General features: G+C 61.9%; 14 protein-coding genes and 1 pseudogene. 11 read left to right on the forward strand and 4 right to left on the reverse strand.

Features of this window, described 5'->3' with window-relative positions:
• Positions 1-185: 185 nt before the first annotated feature.
• Positions 186-965, reverse strand: a complete 780-nt coding sequence (gene yaaA / locus BLX42_RS11090) for a peroxide stress protein YaaA (RefSeq protein ID WP_161871771.1) — start codon at positions 963-965, stop codon at positions 186-188.
• Positions 966-1,101: 136 nt separating this feature from the next.
• Between yaaA and BLX42_RS11095 the strand changes: the two are divergent.
• The 5 genes and pseudogenes from BLX42_RS11095 to moaE all read left to right on the forward strand — a co-directional run bounded on the left by BLX42_RS11095 (position 1,102) and on the right by moaE (position 5,164).
• A pseudogene (locus BLX42_RS11095) lies at positions 1,102-2,228 on the forward strand (polysaccharide deacetylase family protein).
• A 281-nt stretch (positions 2,229-2,509) separates the two neighbouring features.
• Positions 2,510-3,904: a PhoH family protein gene (locus BLX42_RS11100; protein WP_046784825.1), complete on the forward strand. Its 1,395-nt coding sequence runs from the start codon at positions 2,510-2,512 to the stop codon at positions 3,902-3,904.
• Positions 3,905-3,999: 95 nt separating this feature from the next.
• Positions 4,000-4,470 carry a cyclic pyranopterin monophosphate synthase MoaC gene (gene moaC / locus BLX42_RS11105; protein ID WP_161871772.1) on the forward strand — a complete coding sequence of 157 codons (471 nt, stop codon included), beginning with the start codon at positions 4,000-4,002 and terminating at the stop codon, positions 4,468-4,470.
• The gene (moaD, locus tag BLX42_RS11110; RefSeq protein WP_012312828.1) at positions 4,470-4,715 is read left to right on the forward strand and encodes a molybdopterin converting factor subunit 1; all 246 of its coding nucleotides are present in this window, start codon (positions 4,470-4,472) and stop codon (positions 4,713-4,715) included. The genes moaC and moaD overlap by 1 nt, the downstream gene beginning before the upstream one ends.
• 2 nt (positions 4,716-4,717) lie before the next feature.
• Positions 4,718-5,164, forward strand: a complete 447-nt coding sequence (moaE, locus tag BLX42_RS11115) for a molybdopterin synthase catalytic subunit MoaE (RefSeq protein WP_046784826.1) — start codon at positions 4,718-4,720, stop codon at positions 5,162-5,164.
• Positions 5,165-5,276: 112 nt separating this feature from the next.
• On the opposite strand, the gene rhlB is transcribed toward moaE, so the two are convergent.
• Together rhlB and BLX42_RS11125 are read right to left on the reverse strand one after the other, a co-directional pair.
• Positions 5,277-6,728 (reverse strand): ATP-dependent RNA helicase RhlB, encoded by a 1,452-nt coding sequence (rhlB, locus tag BLX42_RS11120; RefSeq protein WP_125923868.1) that lies wholly within the window; start codon positions 6,726-6,728, stop codon positions 5,277-5,279.
• A gap of 100 nt (positions 6,729-6,828) precedes the next feature.
• Entirely contained in the window at positions 6,829-7,485 is a 657-nt protein-coding gene (locus BLX42_RS11125) for an alpha/beta hydrolase (RefSeq protein WP_046784828.1), read from the reverse strand.
• Positions 7,486-7,815: 330 nt separating this feature from the next.
• Here BLX42_RS11125 and BLX42_RS11130 point away from each other — a divergent pair, with 330 nt between their 5' ends.
• The 4 genes from BLX42_RS11130 to BLX42_RS11145 all read left to right on the forward strand — a co-directional run bounded on the left by BLX42_RS11130 (position 7,816) and on the right by BLX42_RS11145 (position 11,973).
• Positions 7,816-8,844: an amino acid ABC transporter substrate-binding protein gene (locus BLX42_RS11130; protein WP_046784829.1), complete on the forward strand. Its 1,029-nt coding sequence runs from the start codon at positions 7,816-7,818 to the stop codon at positions 8,842-8,844.
• Positions 8,845-8,911: 67 nt separating this feature from the next.
• Positions 8,912-10,090 (forward strand): amino acid ABC transporter permease, encoded by a 1,179-nt coding sequence (locus tag BLX42_RS11135; RefSeq protein WP_046784830.1) that lies wholly within the window; start codon positions 8,912-8,914, stop codon positions 10,088-10,090.
• Positions 10,091-10,100: 10 nt separating this feature from the next.
• Positions 10,101-11,198, forward strand: coding sequence for an amino acid ABC transporter permease (locus BLX42_RS11140; protein ID WP_046784831.1), 1,098 nt, complete (start codon positions 10,101-10,103; stop codon positions 11,196-11,198).
• Positions 11,199-11,208: 10 nt separating this feature from the next.
• On the forward strand, positions 11,209-11,973 hold the full coding sequence (locus tag BLX42_RS11145) for an amino acid ABC transporter ATP-binding protein (RefSeq protein WP_012312835.1): 765 nt from the start codon (positions 11,209-11,211) through the stop codon (positions 11,971-11,973).
• Between the two features lie 103 nt (positions 11,974-12,076).
• Here BLX42_RS11145 and algW read toward each other — a convergent pair whose 3' ends face one another.
• Positions 12,077-13,237, reverse strand: coding sequence for a Do family serine endopeptidase AlgW (algW, locus tag BLX42_RS11150; RefSeq protein ID WP_115273626.1), 1,161 nt, complete (start codon positions 13,235-13,237; stop codon positions 12,077-12,079).
• A gap of 158 nt (positions 13,238-13,395) precedes the next feature.
• Between algW and BLX42_RS11155 the strand changes: the two genes are divergently transcribed.
• Entirely contained in the window at positions 13,396-14,154 is a 759-nt protein-coding gene (locus BLX42_RS11155) for a Nif3-like dinuclear metal center hexameric protein (protein WP_115273627.1), read from the forward strand.
• Positions 14,155-14,310: 156 nt separating this feature from the next.
• Positions 14,311-15,228: a sulfate adenylyltransferase subunit CysD gene (gene cysD, locus BLX42_RS11160; protein ID WP_009684445.1), complete on the forward strand. Its 918-nt coding sequence runs from the start codon at positions 14,311-14,313 to the stop codon at positions 15,226-15,228.

A 15,228-nucleotide genomic window follows, 5' to 3' on the forward strand; every position in this document is an offset into this window, starting at 1 on the left:
GTTTACCGGGCTACGGCAGATCGACAGGGGCGCAAGGTACCGGTCACGGCAGGTGTCGCGGTAGCGCAGGGGGTCGAGGTGGTGGGGCTATCGGCGGGTTATGTACGAATTCCGTAACGGGCCGCTGTGCGGCCCGGTCGGTTGTCACAGATCCAGGGACCAGGGCTTGGCGGTGGTGCAGGCACTCACTCGGCCGGATGATCGCGCAAGAACACCAGGTGATCAGGCTTGGACTGTTCGGCGCTGTAGTAGTAGCCCTGTACATCGAACTGCTTGAGCTGCTGCGGGTCATTGACCCGTTCCTGGATCACGAAGCGGCTCATCATGCCGCGGGCTTTCTTGGCGTAGAAACTGATGATCTTGTACTTGCCGTTCTTCAGGTCCTTGAAGTCGACGTTGATTACCCGGCCATTCAGGGCGCTGCGTTTCACCGCGCTGAAATACTCGTTGCTGGCCAGGTTCAACAGCAGGTCATCGCCCTGCTCGGTCAGCGCCTGGTTCAGCCATTGGCTGATACGCGTGCCCCAGAAGGCATACAGGTCCTTGCCACGGGCATTGGCTAGCTTGGTACCCATTTCCAGGCGGTAGGGCTGCATCAGGTCGAGCGGGCGCAGCAGGCCGTACAGGCCGGAAAGCATGCGCAGGTGCTGCTGGGCGTAGGTGAAGTCGTCTTCGCTCAGGGTTTCGGCGTCCAGCCCGGTATACACGTCACCCTTGAAGGCCAGCAGGGCCTGCTTGGCATTTGCCGGCGTGAAGTCTGGCGTCCAGCTGCCAAAGCGGGCGGCGTTGAGGCCGGCGAGTTTGTCCGACAGGTGCATCAGCTCGCTGATCTGCGCCGGTGACAGCTCACGCAGTTGCACGATCAGCTCCTGGGAGTCGTCCAGGTACTGGGGCAGGGTAAAACGCTCGGTCACCGGTGGGGTGTCGTAATCGAGGGTCTTGGCGGGGGAAATCACCGTCAGCATCGGGTCGGCTCCTGGAATCGTTGCCGGGGATTCTACGGACTGAAGGGGGGAACGCCAAACTATGGCGACAATAGTCACAGACCATCGGATGAGCAGGCGCTATAGTGCGCGTTTCGCTGTGACGGAGAGACCGATCGTGCGCATTGCCGGTGTCTTGCTGGCCTCACTCCTGAGCCTGGCCGCCCAAGCCGCCCCTATCCCCCCCGCCAGCCTGGACCGCAGCCTGTGGCCCGAACAGTTGGACAGTCCTGCGTTGTTCGATGTCGCCTCGCGCGCAGAGATCCTGTCGTTTGCCCAGGTACTGCACGAAAGTGAGCTGCTCGACGATGGGGCGCTGGCTGCGCGCCTGGGCTTGCGGCAGATCAACCTGCAGAAGGTCCGGGCGCTGCGGGCGCGCATGTGGCAGCGTTTGTGGCAGGGCTACCAGCAGGCCCAGCGCAGCTGCGAGCAGGATGCCTCGTTCTGCTACGTGGTGGAGTCCATGGCCGATTTGCGCACAAGGGCTGCGACGTTCGCTACCGATGTCGGCACCTTCTATACCGGCTGGGTCGAACCAAGCCACCAGTTCCATGTGCGCTACCTGGATGAGCAACTGCGCAAGGCGGCGCTGTTGCCGCAGATCACCAGCGAGGTCGAACGCCTTTCCAATCGTGAGCGCAGCGGCGATGAGCTGAATGACCGCATGTTCTTGCTGACCTTCGTGGGCGGCCCCGGCCCCCAGGGCAGCACGACCGACACGCTGACCGCTTACCTGCGCAAACAGAAGATGCAGGGCACCTTCTTTGTACTGGGCAACCGCTTGCAGCAGCGCCGTGACGCTGGAGCGGCCGGTGCGCTGGGGCAGCTCTATGATGGCCAGTGCGTGGGGCTTCAGGGGTGGGAGTATCGCTCGCATGCGCAGTGGAATGGCTGGCAGGATTCGCTCAGGCGCAGCCAGGCGCGGATCCAGGCCGACCTGCCTGAGCAGTATGTGCCGTTGTTCCGCCCGCCCTATGGCCAGCGCCGGGCCGATGGCGAGGCATTCATGGCCAGCCAGCAGCTGCGGGTGTCGCTGTGGGATATCGACGCACAGGATGACGGCCCGTGACAGCCCAAGCCTCGGCCCAGCGGGTGGTGACCTTGATGCTGCTGTGGCGCAAGGGCGTTATCCAGTTCCATGACAGCCTGCCCAAGGCGCAGCCGGCGGTGCAATGGTTGCTGGAACATACCGCGCAAAGCGGCATTGGCTGGGAGGATTGCCGTGAATACGGCTATCAGGAATAACGGGTCTGACTTCTGACTGTAGTCCCGTCTGGGTCCATCGCCAAGTCCTGTTCGTCAATCGGAAAAATAAACTTCACCAACACGTAAAAATGCTTTTTTTAGTAATGCTTTTTGCGGTATGAAGAAACCAGACAGCCGATTCCTGCAGCACAGGTGGCGTCATCCGAGCCCACCTTGCCAGGTTCACTTCCCGCCCGTAGCAACGCGGATACGGGGAGAACGGCAGTCACTCTGCGGCGCAGCAGACCGCGCCGTGTGGCTTCGACATAAGGTGACCGAGTATGGATGACCAAGGACGCAACCCTTCCTCCAGCAAGCCAATCCTCTATGTGCTCGATACCAACGTCCTGATTCACGACCCCAACGCACTTCTCAACTTCGAGGAGCACCACGTCGCCCTTCCGATGACGGTGCTGGAGGAACTCGACAAGCTCAAGACCGGTAAACAGTCCATCGCCGCCGAATGTCGCCAGGCCATCCGCCTGATCGACCAGACCCTCGGTGACGCCTCGCCCAGCGATGTCGAGCAGGGCGTACCCATACAGCGTGGCAAGAGCGGGCCCAAGGGCTTCCTTTCGATCCTGATGAGCCCACGCAACGAACCCAACCGGCTGCTGCCGGAGAACCTCAACGACAACATCATCATCAACCAGTTGCTGGAACTTCGGGCCAAACGTGCCGACCTGGACGTGGTGCTGGTAACCAAAGACATCAACATGCGCCTGAAGGCGCGGGCCTGCGGTATCGCGGCCGAAGATTACAGCACCGACCAGCTGGTCGATGACGTCTCGCTGCTTTCCAAGGGCTACCACTCGGTCACCGGTTCGTTCTGGGACCGTGTCAGCAAGGTCGATACCCGTCAGGAGCGGGGCCGAACCTGGCACCGGGTGCAACTGATCGACAACCTGCCGGCAGTGCATGTCAACGAGTTCATCATCGATGAGCAAGGGTTCGTCGGCTGGATCAAGGGCATCCGCGAAGATGAACTGCTGCTGCTCGACCTGCACCAGGAGCCACTGCTGCACCAGGAGGCCTGGGGCCTCAAACCGCGGGATATCCATCAAAGCCTGGCGCTGTTCGCGTTGCTCGACCCGGATATCCACCTGGTCAACCTGACCGGCGCCGCCGGCTCCGGCAAGACTATCCTGGCGCTGGCAGCGGCTATCGAGCAGACCATGGTCAGCAAGCGTTACCGCCGTATCATCGCTACCCGCAGCGTGCAGGGGCTGGACCAGGAAATCGGTTTCCTGCCGGGGACCGAAGCCGAGAAAATGGAACCTTGGCTGGGTGCGATCACCGACAACCTCGAAGCGTTGCACATGGATGACGAGAGCACCCACGGCAGTGTCGAGTACATCCTCGAGCGGGTCCCGCTGCAGTTCAAATCGCTGAACTACATCCGGGGCCGCAGCTTCCAGCAGAGCCTGATCCTGATCGACGAGTGCCAGAACCTGACGCCGCACCAGATGAAAACCATCATCACCCGTGCCGGCTCTGGTTCCAAGGTGGTCTGCCTGGGCAACCTGGCGCAGATCGACACCCCCTACCTGTCCGCGACCAGTTCGGGCCTGACCTACCTGACCGAACGCTTCAAGGACTTCCCCCATGGCGTGCACATCACCTTGCAAGGTGTACCGCGCTCGGTGCTGGCCGAGTACGCCGAGTCGCACCTGTAACCTCTCGAACCGGGCGGTGCGCCGCCCGGTTTTTTCCACTGCTCAAACCTGACCCACAGGTTTACACTCTGTGTTCCCTTCACAGGAGCAGAGCAGTGCTGACACATCTTGATTCCCAGGGGCGGGCCAACATGGTCGACGTCACTGAAAAGGCCGTGACCGAGCGCGAGGCCACCGCTGAGGCGCGCGTGCGGATGTTGCCGCAGACCTTGCAGATGATCGTCGAGGGTGAGCACCCCAAGGGCGATGTGTTCGCCGTGGCGCGTATCGCCGGCATTCAGGCGGCGAAGAAGACCAGCGACCTGATTCCGTTGTGCCACCCTTTGATGCTCACCAGCGTCAAGGTCGAACTCAGCGCAGAAGGCACGGATGTGGTGCGCATCGTCGCGCGCTGCAAGCTGGCCGGACAGACCGGTGTGGAGATGGAAGCATTGACCGCTGCCAGCGTCGCGGCGCTGACGATCTATGACATGTGCAAGGCCGTGGACAAGGGTATGGTCATCGAGCAGGTGCGCCTGCTGGAAAAGCTCGGTGGCAAAAGCGGCCACTACAAGGTGGATGCGTGATGAACGTGAAAGTGATGTATTTCGCCCGTTACCGTGAGTTGCTTGGTGTGGATGCCGAGCGCCTGGAGGGCGACTTCAAGGTGCTTGACGATGTACGCCAGGCCCTGGTGGCCAAGGGTGGGCAGTACCAGGTGCTGGCCGAGCAGAACCTGATGTGCGCGCGCAACGAAGAGCTGTGCAGGCTCGATGAGCCGCTGGAAGCGGGCGATGAGGTGGCGTTCTTCCCACCGGTGACCGGAGGCTGAGCATGGCAGTGCGAGTGCAGGATGGCGCGTTCGACCCCGGGGTCGAGGTCAATGCCATGCATGCCGCCAATGTCGGCGTGGGCGCGGTGGTCGGGTTCGTTGGTTACGTGCGCGATTTCAATGATGGCCGGGACGTGGCCGGGATGTTCCTGGAGCATTACCCTGGCATGACCGAGAAGGCTTTGGCGAAGATTGTGGTCGAGGCCGAGCAGCGCTGGCCGTTGCTGAAGGTTGAAGTGCTGCATCGCATTGGTGCGCTGGAGCCTGGGGAGCCGATCGTGTTCGTCGGTGTGGCCAGTGCCCATCGGCAGGCGGCTTTCGATGCCTGCAATTTCATCATGGATTACCTGAAGACTCGTGCGCCGTTCTGGAAGAAGGAGAATACCCAGGAGGGCCCGCGCTGGGTCGAAGGCAGGCAGAGTGATCAGGATGCGGCGGGGCGCTGGTAAGGTCTGATCGATTGGCCGGGGCTTTGCCCCGGATCGCCGGCAAGCCGGCTCCGCAGGCACCCCGCTGCTCTCCAGCTCAGCGCAAACTCAGTGGCTGCAACGCAGCCCGGTATCAATGGTGTTTGCGCGGCACCGGCGTGAGCAGCTCATCCGGTGGCATCTCGCACTTGATCTTGCGCCCCAGCAACTCTTCGATCGCCGGCAACTGGTAGGAGTCATCCTCGCCGGCAAAGCTGATCGACACGCCACTGGTGCCGGCACGGCCCGTGCGGCCGATGCGGTGCACGTAGTCATCCGGGTCTTCCGGCAGAGTGAAGTTGATCACATGGCTGATGCCGTCGATGTGAATGCCTCGCCCCGCCACGTCGGTGGCCACCAGCACGGTAATCCGGCCCTCGCGGAAGCTTTCCAGGGTACGTATGCGCTTGTGCTGCGGCACATCGCCCGACAGCTGGGCGGCATTGATACCGTCGCGCACCAGTTTTTCCTCGATACGCCGCACTTCGTCCTTGCGGTTGGCGAACACCATCACCCGTTCCCACTTGTTCTGGGTCACCAGGTTGTACAGCAGCTTGTACTTGTCGCTGCCCGCCACTGCGAACACGTGCTGTTCGACGGTTTCGCTGGCGACATTCTCCGGCTCGATCTCGACGATCGCAGGGTCGGTGGTCCACTGCTTGGCCAGGTTCATCACGTCGTCGGTGAAGGTGGCAGAGAACAGCAGGGTCTGGCGCTCGCTCTTGGGCGGGGTCTGGCGAATGATCTGCCGTACCTGCGGGATGAAGCCCATGTCCAGCATGCGGTCGGCTTCGTCCAGCACCATCACCTCGACCATGTCCAGGTGCACATCGCCGCGCTGGTTGAAGTCCAGCAGGCGGCCAGGGGTAGCCACCAGGATGTCACAATGGCGCGCTTCGAGCGCCTTGAGCTGCTTGTCGAAGTCCATGCCGCCGACGAAGGTCATGACGTTCAGGCCGGTATATTTGGTCAGGGCGGCGGCGTCCTTGGCGATCTGTACCACCAGCTCGCGGGTTGGCGCGATGATCAGTGCACGCGGCTCGCCCATGTAGCGCTCTTTGGGCGGCGGCGTCTGCTGCAACTGAGAGATGATCGAGATGAGGAACGCGGCGGTCTTGCCGGTGCCGGTCTGCGCGCGCCCGATGGCGTCCTGGCCACGCAGGGTGTGGCCCAGCACCTGGGCCTGAATCGGCGTGCAGTACGGGAAGCCCAGGTCATGGATGGCGTGCATCAGCTCGTTGGAGAGCTTGAAGTCGTGGAAGCGGGTCTTGCCTTCCTGCGGTTCGACCACGAAGTCTTCCGGCTTCCACAGGCTGGCCTGGGGTTTGGGCTTGCGTTCGCGGCGCGGCTTGTCCATGGCCGGTTGCTCGGCAACGGGCGCGGCGGCAGGCATCTGGGCCTTGGCGGCGGGTTTGGTGCGCGGCGTGGAGGGCTGCGGCTCGGGCTGAGCCATGGGGGCCGCAGGCGGGGTGATGCTGGCAGCAGGAGCGGCGGCCTGAGGTGCCGGGTCTCCCTTGCCGAATATTTTCTTGAGTGCCTTGAGCACGATCGTCTCATCAACTGATTTAGGAATGTACGCCGGGCAGTGTAATGCAAGATCTGGGCGCGGCGTAGCGGAATGCGCCCACAACTACAAGAGAGCCTGCCTATTGCAGTTGCTTGCTCAGCCAGTCGTGGATATCGCTCAGCTCTGCCACCACCACCTCGTGTTCCATTGGGTATTCCTGCCACCGCGCGGCCACGCCCCAGGTGTTCAGGTACTCGAAGGCGGTGCGGCCCATGGAGGGGATCACCACCGGGTCGTGCACGCCGTGCAGGCACAGGGCCGGGGTACGTTGCTGGCAGGCGCTCAGCTGATGGCCGTCGTTGAAGGTTGGTGCATAGGTAGACAGTGCGATCACGCCGCCCAGTGCTTCTTGCCACTTTATATAAGCAGTGTGCAGCACCACGGCGCCGCCCTGGGAGAACCCGGCCAGGATGATCCGTGCCAGGTCGATGCCTTTGGCCCGCTCGGCCTCGATCAGGGCAATGATCTGGTCAGCCGATTCTTCCAGCTGCGCTTCGTCGATGGCGCGGGCCGGGGTCATGGCCTTGATGTCGTACCAACTGGGCATTGCATAGCCGCCGTTGATGGTGACAGGCCGGGTCGGCGCCTGGGGCATGACGAACCGTGTGCTGAGCAGACGCTCCTGCATGAATTCGGCAACCGGTAGGAAGTCGTAACGGTCGGCGCCCAGGCCGTGCAACCAGATCACACAGGCGTCTGCGGTTTTCTGGGGTTCGAGAATCAACGGGTGGGTCATGACTGCTCCGAAAGTGTGCGAATCGTATGAAGGCATGCGCAAAAAGAAGGCGCTGGAAATGATTGTCGGAAAAAGAATGTCGCAACGATACAACTTTCCCTACTTGACGAGCGCTTAAACGCTTTAGCCGCCAACTGTGGTACGCCCCTTGCTATGAAACCTTCGATGCAAGGGTCGGGCCGGTACGGTAACACCCTTGTCACGCGAAGGCTGTCATAGAACAGCCCATTGCGCCATTGACCCAATAACAAGCCAACAAGGGTCGGATGCGCCTCATAAGGGTGCGGTGCAATTCCGGCTCGTACAACAAGAGCGATTTGGAGGTTGTGAATGAAGATGTTGAAAACCACCCTGGCAGTCCTCACCGCTGCCGCCGCGCTGGGCGCCGTGAGCAATGCCCAGGCCGGCGCCACCCTCGATGCGGTCAAGAAGAAGGGCTTCGTCCAGTGTGGCGTGAGCGACGGTCTTCCAGGCTTCTCGGTACCTGATGCGCAGGGCAAGATCGTCGGTATCGACGCTGATGTCTGCCGCGCCGTGGCCGCCGCCGTGTTCGGCGATGCCACCAAGGTCAAGTTCAGCCAGCTCAACGCCAAGGAACGCTTCACTGCGCTGCAGTCCGGCGAAGTCGACGTGCTGTCGCGCAACACCACCTGGACCAGCTCGCGCGATGCCGGCATGGGCCTGGTGTTCGCAGGCGTCACTTACTATGACGGCGTCGGCTTCCTGGTCAACAAGAAGCTGGGTGTGTCCAGTGCCAAGGAACTCGATGGCGCGACCATCTGCATCCAGGCAGGCACCACCACCGAGCTGAACGTGTCCGACTACTTCCGCGCCAACGGCCTGAAGTACACCCCGATCACCTTCGATACCTCCGACGAGAGCGCCAAATCGCTGGAGTCGGGCCGTTGCGACGTGCTGACCTCGGACAAGTCGCAGCTGTTCGCCCAGCGCTCCAAGCTGGCCGGGCCAACCGACTACGTGGTGCTGCCGGAAACCATCTCCAAGGAACCGCTGGGCCCGGTGGTGCGCAAGGGCGACGAGGAGTGGTTCAGCATCGTCAAGTGGACCCTGTTCGCCATGCTCAATGCCGAAGAGGCGGGCGTCACTTCGAAGAACGTCGAAGCCGAGGCCAAGTCCACCAAGAACCCGGACACCGCCCGCCTGCTCGGCGCTGACGGTGAGTACGGCAAGGACCTGAAGCTGCCCAAGGACTGGGTAGTGCAGATCGTCAAGCAAGTGGGTAACTATGGCGAGGTGTTCGAGAAGAACCTGGGCCAGAGCACTGACCTGAAGATCGACCGTGGCATGAACGCCCTGTGGAACAACGGCGGCATCCAGTACGCGCCACCTGTGCGCTGATGGCTGCACCCTGCGGCGGCATTCCGCCGCCGCAGGCTGTTCGAATCCCTACTGTCCGGGGCACTTCATGCAAAATCGAATCGGCGCACAAAAGGGGCTGACCCTGAGCGATCCACGTGTGCGCGCGTGGTTGTTCCAGATTCTCACGATCATCTTCGTGGTGGGTCTGGGCTGGTACCTGTTCCACAATACTCAAACCAACCTGCAACACCGGGGCATTACGTCCGGCTTCGACTTCCTCGACCGCAGTGCCGGCTTCGGCATCGCCCAGCATCTGATTCCCTATGTGGAGTCCGACAGCTATGCGCGGGTGTTCGTGATCGGCTTGCTCAATACCCTGCTGGTCACCTTCATCGGCGTTATCCTGGCAACGATCCTGGGGTTCATCATCGGTGTGGCTCGCCTGTCACCGAACTGGATGATCAACAAGCTGGCGACCGTGTATGTCGAGACGTTCCGCAACATCCCGCCGCTGCTGCAGATCCTCTTCTGGTATTTCGCCGTGTTCCTGACCCTGCCGGGGCCACGGGGCAGCATCAGCTTCGACGATGCCTTCTTCATCAGCAATCGTGGCCTGAACATGCCCGGCGCCACCATGGCCGAAGGCTTCTGGCCGTTCGTCGCTGCCGTGGTCCTGGCGATCGTGGCAGTCATGGCGATGGTGCGTTACGCCAACAAGCGCTTCAACGAAACCGGCGAGCCGTTCCATAAGTTCTGGGCAGGGCTTGCCCTGTTGGTGGTGATTCCAGGCCTCTGTGCATTGCTGTTCGGCAGCCCTGTGCAGTGGGAAGTCCCGCAGCTCAAAGGTTTCAACTTCGTTGGCGGCTGGGTACTGATCCCGGAACTGCTGGCGCTGACCTTGGCGCTGACCATCTACACCGCCGCGTTCATCGCCGAAATCGTGCGTTCGGGCATCCGTTCGGTCAGCCATGGCCAGACCGAAGCCGCCCGTTCGCTCGGGCTGCGCGAAGGCCCGACGCTGCGCAAGGTGATCATCCCCCAGGCACTGCGGGTGATCATTCCGCCACTGACCAGCCAGTACCTGAACCTGGCGAAGAACTCGTCGCTGGCGGCCGGTATCGGCTACCCGGAGATGGTCTCGCTGTTCGCCGGTACCGTACTCAATCAGACCGGCCAGGCCATCGAGGTGATCGCCATCACCATGAGTGTCTATCTCGCCATCAGCATCAGCATTTCGCTGCTGATGAACTGGTACAACAAGCGCATTGCGCTGATCGAGCGGTGAGGATACGCCCGTGAATGCTCATGTTTTCAAACCTGACATGCCGCCACCGGTCAAGACCGTCGGCGTGCTCGCATGGATGCGGGCAAACCTGTTCTCCAGCTGGCTCAACACCCTGTTGACCCTGTTCGCCGTGTACCTGGTATGGCTGATCGTGCCGCCGCTGCTGCAGTGGGCGTTGATCGACGCCAACTGGGTCGGCACCACGCGCGCCGACTGCACCAAGGAGGGTGCCTGCTGGGTGTTCATCCAGCAGCGCTTTGGCCAGTTCATGTACGGCTATTACCCGGCTGAGTTGCGCTGGCGCGTGGACCTGACCGTATGGCTTGCCGTGCTTGGCGCTGCGCCGCTGTTCATCAAGCGCTTCCCGCGCAAGGCCGTTTACGGCCTGGGCTTTCTGGTGGTGTACCCGTTCCTGGCCTACACGCTGCTGCATGGCGGCTACCTGGGCCTGGAAAGCGTGCCGACCAGCCAGTGGGGCGGGCTGATGCTGACCCTGGTGATCGCCACGGTGGGTATCGTCGGTGCCTTGCCGCTGGGCATCTTGCTGGCCCTGGGGCGGCGTTCAAACATGCCTGCGGTGAAGGTGGTCTGCGTGACCTTCATCGAGTTCTGGCGTGGCGTGCCGTTGATCACCGTGCTGTTCATGTCGTCGGTGATGCTGCCGTTGTTCCTGCCCGAAGGCATGAGCTTCGACAAGCTGCTGCGGGCCATGATCGGCGTGATCCTGTTCCAGTCGGCGTACATCGCCGAGGTGGTGCGCGGCGGCCTGCAGGCCATCCCCAAGGGGCAATATGAAGCCGCTGCGGCGATGGGCCTGGGCTACTGGCGTTCGATGGGCCTGGTGATCCTGCCGCAGGCCTTGAAGCTGGTGATCCCTGGCATCGTCAATACCTTCATCGCCCTGTTCAAGGACACCAGCCTGGTCATCATCATCGGCCTGTTCGACCTGCTCAACAGCGTCAAGCAGGCTGCCGCCGACCCGGCCTGGCTGGGCATGGCCACCGAGGGCTATGTGTTCGCAGCCCTGGTGTTCTGGATCTTCTGTTTCGGTATGTCCCGCTACTCCATGCACCTGGAGCGCAAGCTGGACACTGGCCACAAGCGTTAGGAGTTTCGAAATGAGTGAAGCGATCAAGCAGCCTGCCGGCCCCGAAGGCATCATCCAGATGCAGGGCGTCAACAAGTGGTACGGCCAGTTCCATGTACTAAAGGACATCAACCTGAACGTGCGCCAGGGTGAGCGTATCGTGCTGTGCGGGCCGTCCGGTTCGGGCAAGTCCACCACCATCCGCTGCCTCAACCGCCTGGAAGAACACCAGCAGGGGCGCATCGTGGTCGATGGTGTGGAGTTGACCAACGATCTCAAGCAGATCGAGGCGATCCGCCGTGAGGTGGGCATGGTGTTCCAGCACTTCAACCTGTTCCCGCACCTGACCATCCTTGAAAACTGCACCCTGGCGCCCATGTGGGTACGCAAGATGCCGCGGCGCAAGGCCGAGGAAATCGCCATGCACTATCTGGAGCGGGTACGTATCCCGGAGCAGGCGCACAAGTACCCTGGGCAGTTGTCCGGTGGCCAGCAGCAGCGCGTGGCGATTGCCCGGGCGCTGTGCATGAAGCCGAAAATCATGCTGTTCGACGAGCCGACATCGGCGCTCGACCCGGAAATGGTCAAGGAAGTGCTCGACACCATGGTTGGCCTGGCCGAGGACGGCATGACCATGCTCTGCGTGACCCACGAAATGGGCTTTGCCCGAACCGTGGCGAACCGGGTGATCTTCATGGATAAGGGGGAGATCGTGGAGCAGGCTGCGCCGGATGACTTCTTCGATCGGCCACGCAGTGACCGGACAAAGCTGTTCCTAAGCCAGATCCTGCACTGATGCTGTAGGGGCGCAAGGCCGCTCCTGCAGGGGTACGCGTTTTACCTGCAGGAGCGGCCTTGTGTCGCGAAAGGGCTGCAAAGCAGCCCCGGATCTTGAAGCCTTACTTCTCTTCCTGAGCCGCAGCCGGCGCAGGCGGCGGCCGTAGCCCCACTTCGGCGATCAGCTTCAACTGCTGCCCGTTGCGCATCACCTCGATGGTGATCTTCTCGTTGGGCTTGATCCGCGCCACCTGGTTCATCGACTTGCGCCCGTCACCGGCCGGCTCGCCATTGATGCTCAGGATCACGTCACCCAGTTGCAACCCGGCCTTCTGCGCCGGGCCATCGCGGAAAATGCCCGCTACAACGATGCCTGGGCGCCCTTGCATGCCGAACGATTCGGCCAGTTCCTGGCTCAGCGGCTGAACTTCGATACCCAGCCAGCCACGAATCACCTGACCATGCTCGACGATCGACTTCATCACTTCCAGCGCCAGTTTGACCGGTATGGCGAAGCCGATGCCCTGCGAACCGCCCGATTTGGAGAAGATCGCCGTATTGATGCCGACCAGGTTGCCGTTGGCATCGACCAGCGCGCCGCCGGAGTTGCCCGGGTTGATTGCGGCGTCGGTCTGGATGAAGTCTTCGTAGTTGTTCAGGCCCAGCTGGTTGCGGCCAGTGGCGCTGATGATGCCCATGGTAACGGTCTGGCCGACGCCGAAGGGGTTGCCGATGGCCAGGGTGACGTCACCGATGTGGATGGTGTCGGAGCGGCCGATGGTGATGGCCGGCAGGTTCTTGAGGTCGATCTTCAATACCGCCAGATCGGTTTCGGGGTCGCTGCCGATCACCCGTGCCAGGGTTTCGCGGCCGTCTTTGAGCGCCACGACGATCTGGTCGGCGCCGCTGGTGACGTGGTTGTTGGTCAGCAGATAGCCCTCGGGGCTCATGATCACCGCCGAGCCCAGGCTCGACTCCCAGCGCCGTTGCTTGGGCAGGTTGTCGCCGAAGAAGCGGCGGAACTGCGGGTCTTCGAACAGCGGGTGGGCGCTCTTGTTCACCACCTTGGTGGTGTACAGGTTGACCACGGCAGGGGCGGCGAGCGTGACGGCATCGGCATAGGACACCGGGCCTTGCATGATCTGCGTGGTCTGTGGCGCTTGTTGCAGGTTTACATCCTGGCTGGGCAGGCCGACCCACTGCGGGAAGCGCTGGATGATCAGCATGGCGATCAGTATGCCGGTAAGCAGGGGCCAGCCAAAATAACGCAAAGCCTTGAACATGAACGAATCCTGGGAGTGGGCGAGGGCCATGGTGGCGCGGCGGGGCGCGAACGCGCGCGATCATACACCGGTTTCCCCAACGCCGGCGACGGCCCATAATGGCGGCCATTATACGGGCGTTGTTCCCGTTGAACGTGCAGATTTCGAGGAGATTTTCAATGGCCGTCGCCCTTGACACCCTGGTTGAAGAAGCCGAGCGTTACCTGGGTAGCGCGAAAATCCAGGATTACTGCCCCAACGGCCTGCAGGTCGAAGGCCGCCCGCAGGTCAGCCGCATCGTCAGCGGCGTCACCGCCAGCCAGGCATTGCTGGATGCGGCGGTCGAGGCACAGGCCGACCTGGTGCTGGTACACCACGGTTATTTCTGGAAGGGCGAGAACCCGTGCATTACCGGGATCAAGCAGCGGCGCTTGAAAACCCTGCTCAAGCACGACATCAGCCTGCTGGCCTTCCACTTGCCGCTGGATGTGCACCCTGAGGTCGGCAACAACGTGCAACTGGCCCGCCAGCTGGACATCACCGTCGAAGGGCCGCTGGACCCGAACAACCCCAAGGTGGTCGGGCTGGTCGGCTCCTTGGCCGAGCCTGTGACGGCGCGCGATTTCGCCCGCCGTGTGCAGGAGGTCATGGGGCGTGAACCCCTGCTGGTCGAAGGTGACCAGGTGATCCGTCGCGTCGGCTGGTGTACGGGCGGTGGGCAGGGCTATATCGATACGGCCATTGCTGCCGGGGTGGACTTGTTCATCAGTGGTGAGGCGTCCGAACAGACCTACCACAGTGCCCGCGAGAATGGCGTGAGCTTCATTGCCGCCGGGCATCATGCCACCGAGCGCTATGGTGTGCAGGCGCTGGGCGACTACCTGGCGCGGCGCTTTGCTCTGGAGCACCTGTTCATCGACTGCCCGAACCCTATCTGAGGCCGCAGAGCGGCCCTTTGATAGCCAAACCCCCAGTCATATCGTTAGACCTTTTCGATCTAGTCCGGCGCCTAAATAGAATCAGCCGCTGTGATAAAGTGGCTCGCTCGAACACGGCCCGAAGGCCGTCCATAAGATCGTTTTACGTGAGTAGCCATGGTCGACAAACTGACGCACTTGAAACAGCTGGAGGCGGAAAGCATCCACATCATCCGCGAGGTGGCCGCCGAGTTCGACAACCCGGTGATGCTGTACTCGATCGGCAAGGATTCCGCCGTGATGCTGCACCTGGCGCGCAAAGCCTTCTTCCCAGGCAAGCTGCCGTTCCCGGTGATGCACGTCGACACCCAGTGGAAATTCCAGGAGATGTACCGCTTCCGCGACAAGATGGTCGAGGAAATGGGCCTGGAGCTGATCACCCACGTCAACCCCGAAGGTGTGGCGCAGGGCATCAACCCGTTCACCCATGGCAGCTCCAAGCACACCGACATCATGAAAACCCAGGGCCTCAAGCAGGCACTGGACAAGCATGGTTTCGACGCCGCTTTCGGTGGTGCCCGCCGCGATGAAGAGAAGTCACGTGCCAAAGAGCGCGTCTACTCGTTCCGTGACAGCAAGCACCGCTGGGACCCGAAGAACCAGCGCCCGGAACTGTGGAACGTCTACAACGGCAAGGTCAACAAGGGCGAGTCGATCCGCGTGTTCCCCCTGTCGAACTGGACCGAGCTGGACATCTGGCAGTACATCTACCTTGAAGGCATCCCGATCGTGCCGTTGTACTTCGCCGCCGAGCGTGAAGTCATCGAGAAGAACGGCACCCTGATCATGATCGACGACGAGCGCATCCTCGAGCACCTCTCCGAGGAAGAGAAAGCGCGCATCGTCAAGAAGAAGGTGCGTTTCCGTACCCTGGGCTGCTACCCGTTGACGGGTGCTGTCGAGTCGGAAGCCGAGACCCTGACGGACATCATTCAGGAAATGCTCCTGACCCGAACGTCCGAACGCCAGGGCCGTGTCATCGACCACGATGGCGCCGGTTCCATGGAAGACAAGAAACGCCAAGGCTACTTCTAA

This window comes from Pseudomonas sp. SG-MS2 (assembly GCF_009933855.1).
GTDB lineage: Bacteria > Pseudomonadota > Gammaproteobacteria > Pseudomonadales > Pseudomonadaceae > Aquipseudomonas > Aquipseudomonas putida_E.

What these genes read in the sequence shown, in the direction of transcription:
- cysD (WP_009684445.1), top strand. Translation starts at nt 14,311, where the DNA reads ATGGTCGACAAACTGACGCACTTGAAACAGCTGGAGGCGGAAAGCATC.
- BLX42_RS11100 (WP_046784825.1), top strand. Translation starts at nt 2,510, where the DNA reads ATGGATGACCAAGGACGCAACCCTTCCTCCAGCAAGCCAATCCTCTAT.
- BLX42_RS11135 (WP_046784830.1), top strand. Translation starts at nt 8,912, where the DNA reads ATGCAAAATCGAATCGGCGCACAAAAGGGGCTGACCCTGAGCGATCCA.
- moaD (WP_012312828.1), top strand. Translation starts at nt 4,470, where the DNA reads ATGAACGTGAAAGTGATGTATTTCGCCCGTTACCGTGAGTTGCTTGGT.
- BLX42_RS11155 (WP_115273627.1), top strand. Translation starts at nt 13,396, where the DNA reads ATGGCCGTCGCCCTTGACACCCTGGTTGAAGAAGCCGAGCGTTACCTG.
- BLX42_RS11125 (WP_046784828.1), bottom strand. Translation starts at nt 7,485, where the DNA reads ATGACCCACCCGTTGATTCTCGAACCCCAGAAAACCGCAGACGCCTGT.
- algW (WP_115273626.1), bottom strand. Translation starts at nt 13,237, where the DNA reads ATGTTCAAGGCTTTGCGTTATTTTGGCTGGCCCCTGCTTACCGGCATA.
- moaE (WP_046784826.1), top strand. Translation starts at nt 4,718, where the DNA reads ATGGCAGTGCGAGTGCAGGATGGCGCGTTCGACCCCGGGGTCGAGGTC.
- BLX42_RS11145 (WP_012312835.1), top strand. Translation starts at nt 11,209, where the DNA reads ATGAGTGAAGCGATCAAGCAGCCTGCCGGCCCCGAAGGCATCATCCAG.
- yaaA (WP_161871771.1), bottom strand. Translation starts at nt 965, where the DNA reads ATGCTGACGGTGATTTCCCCCGCCAAGACCCTCGATTACGACACCCCA.
- BLX42_RS11130 (WP_046784829.1), top strand. Translation starts at nt 7,816, where the DNA reads ATGAAGATGTTGAAAACCACCCTGGCAGTCCTCACCGCTGCCGCCGCG.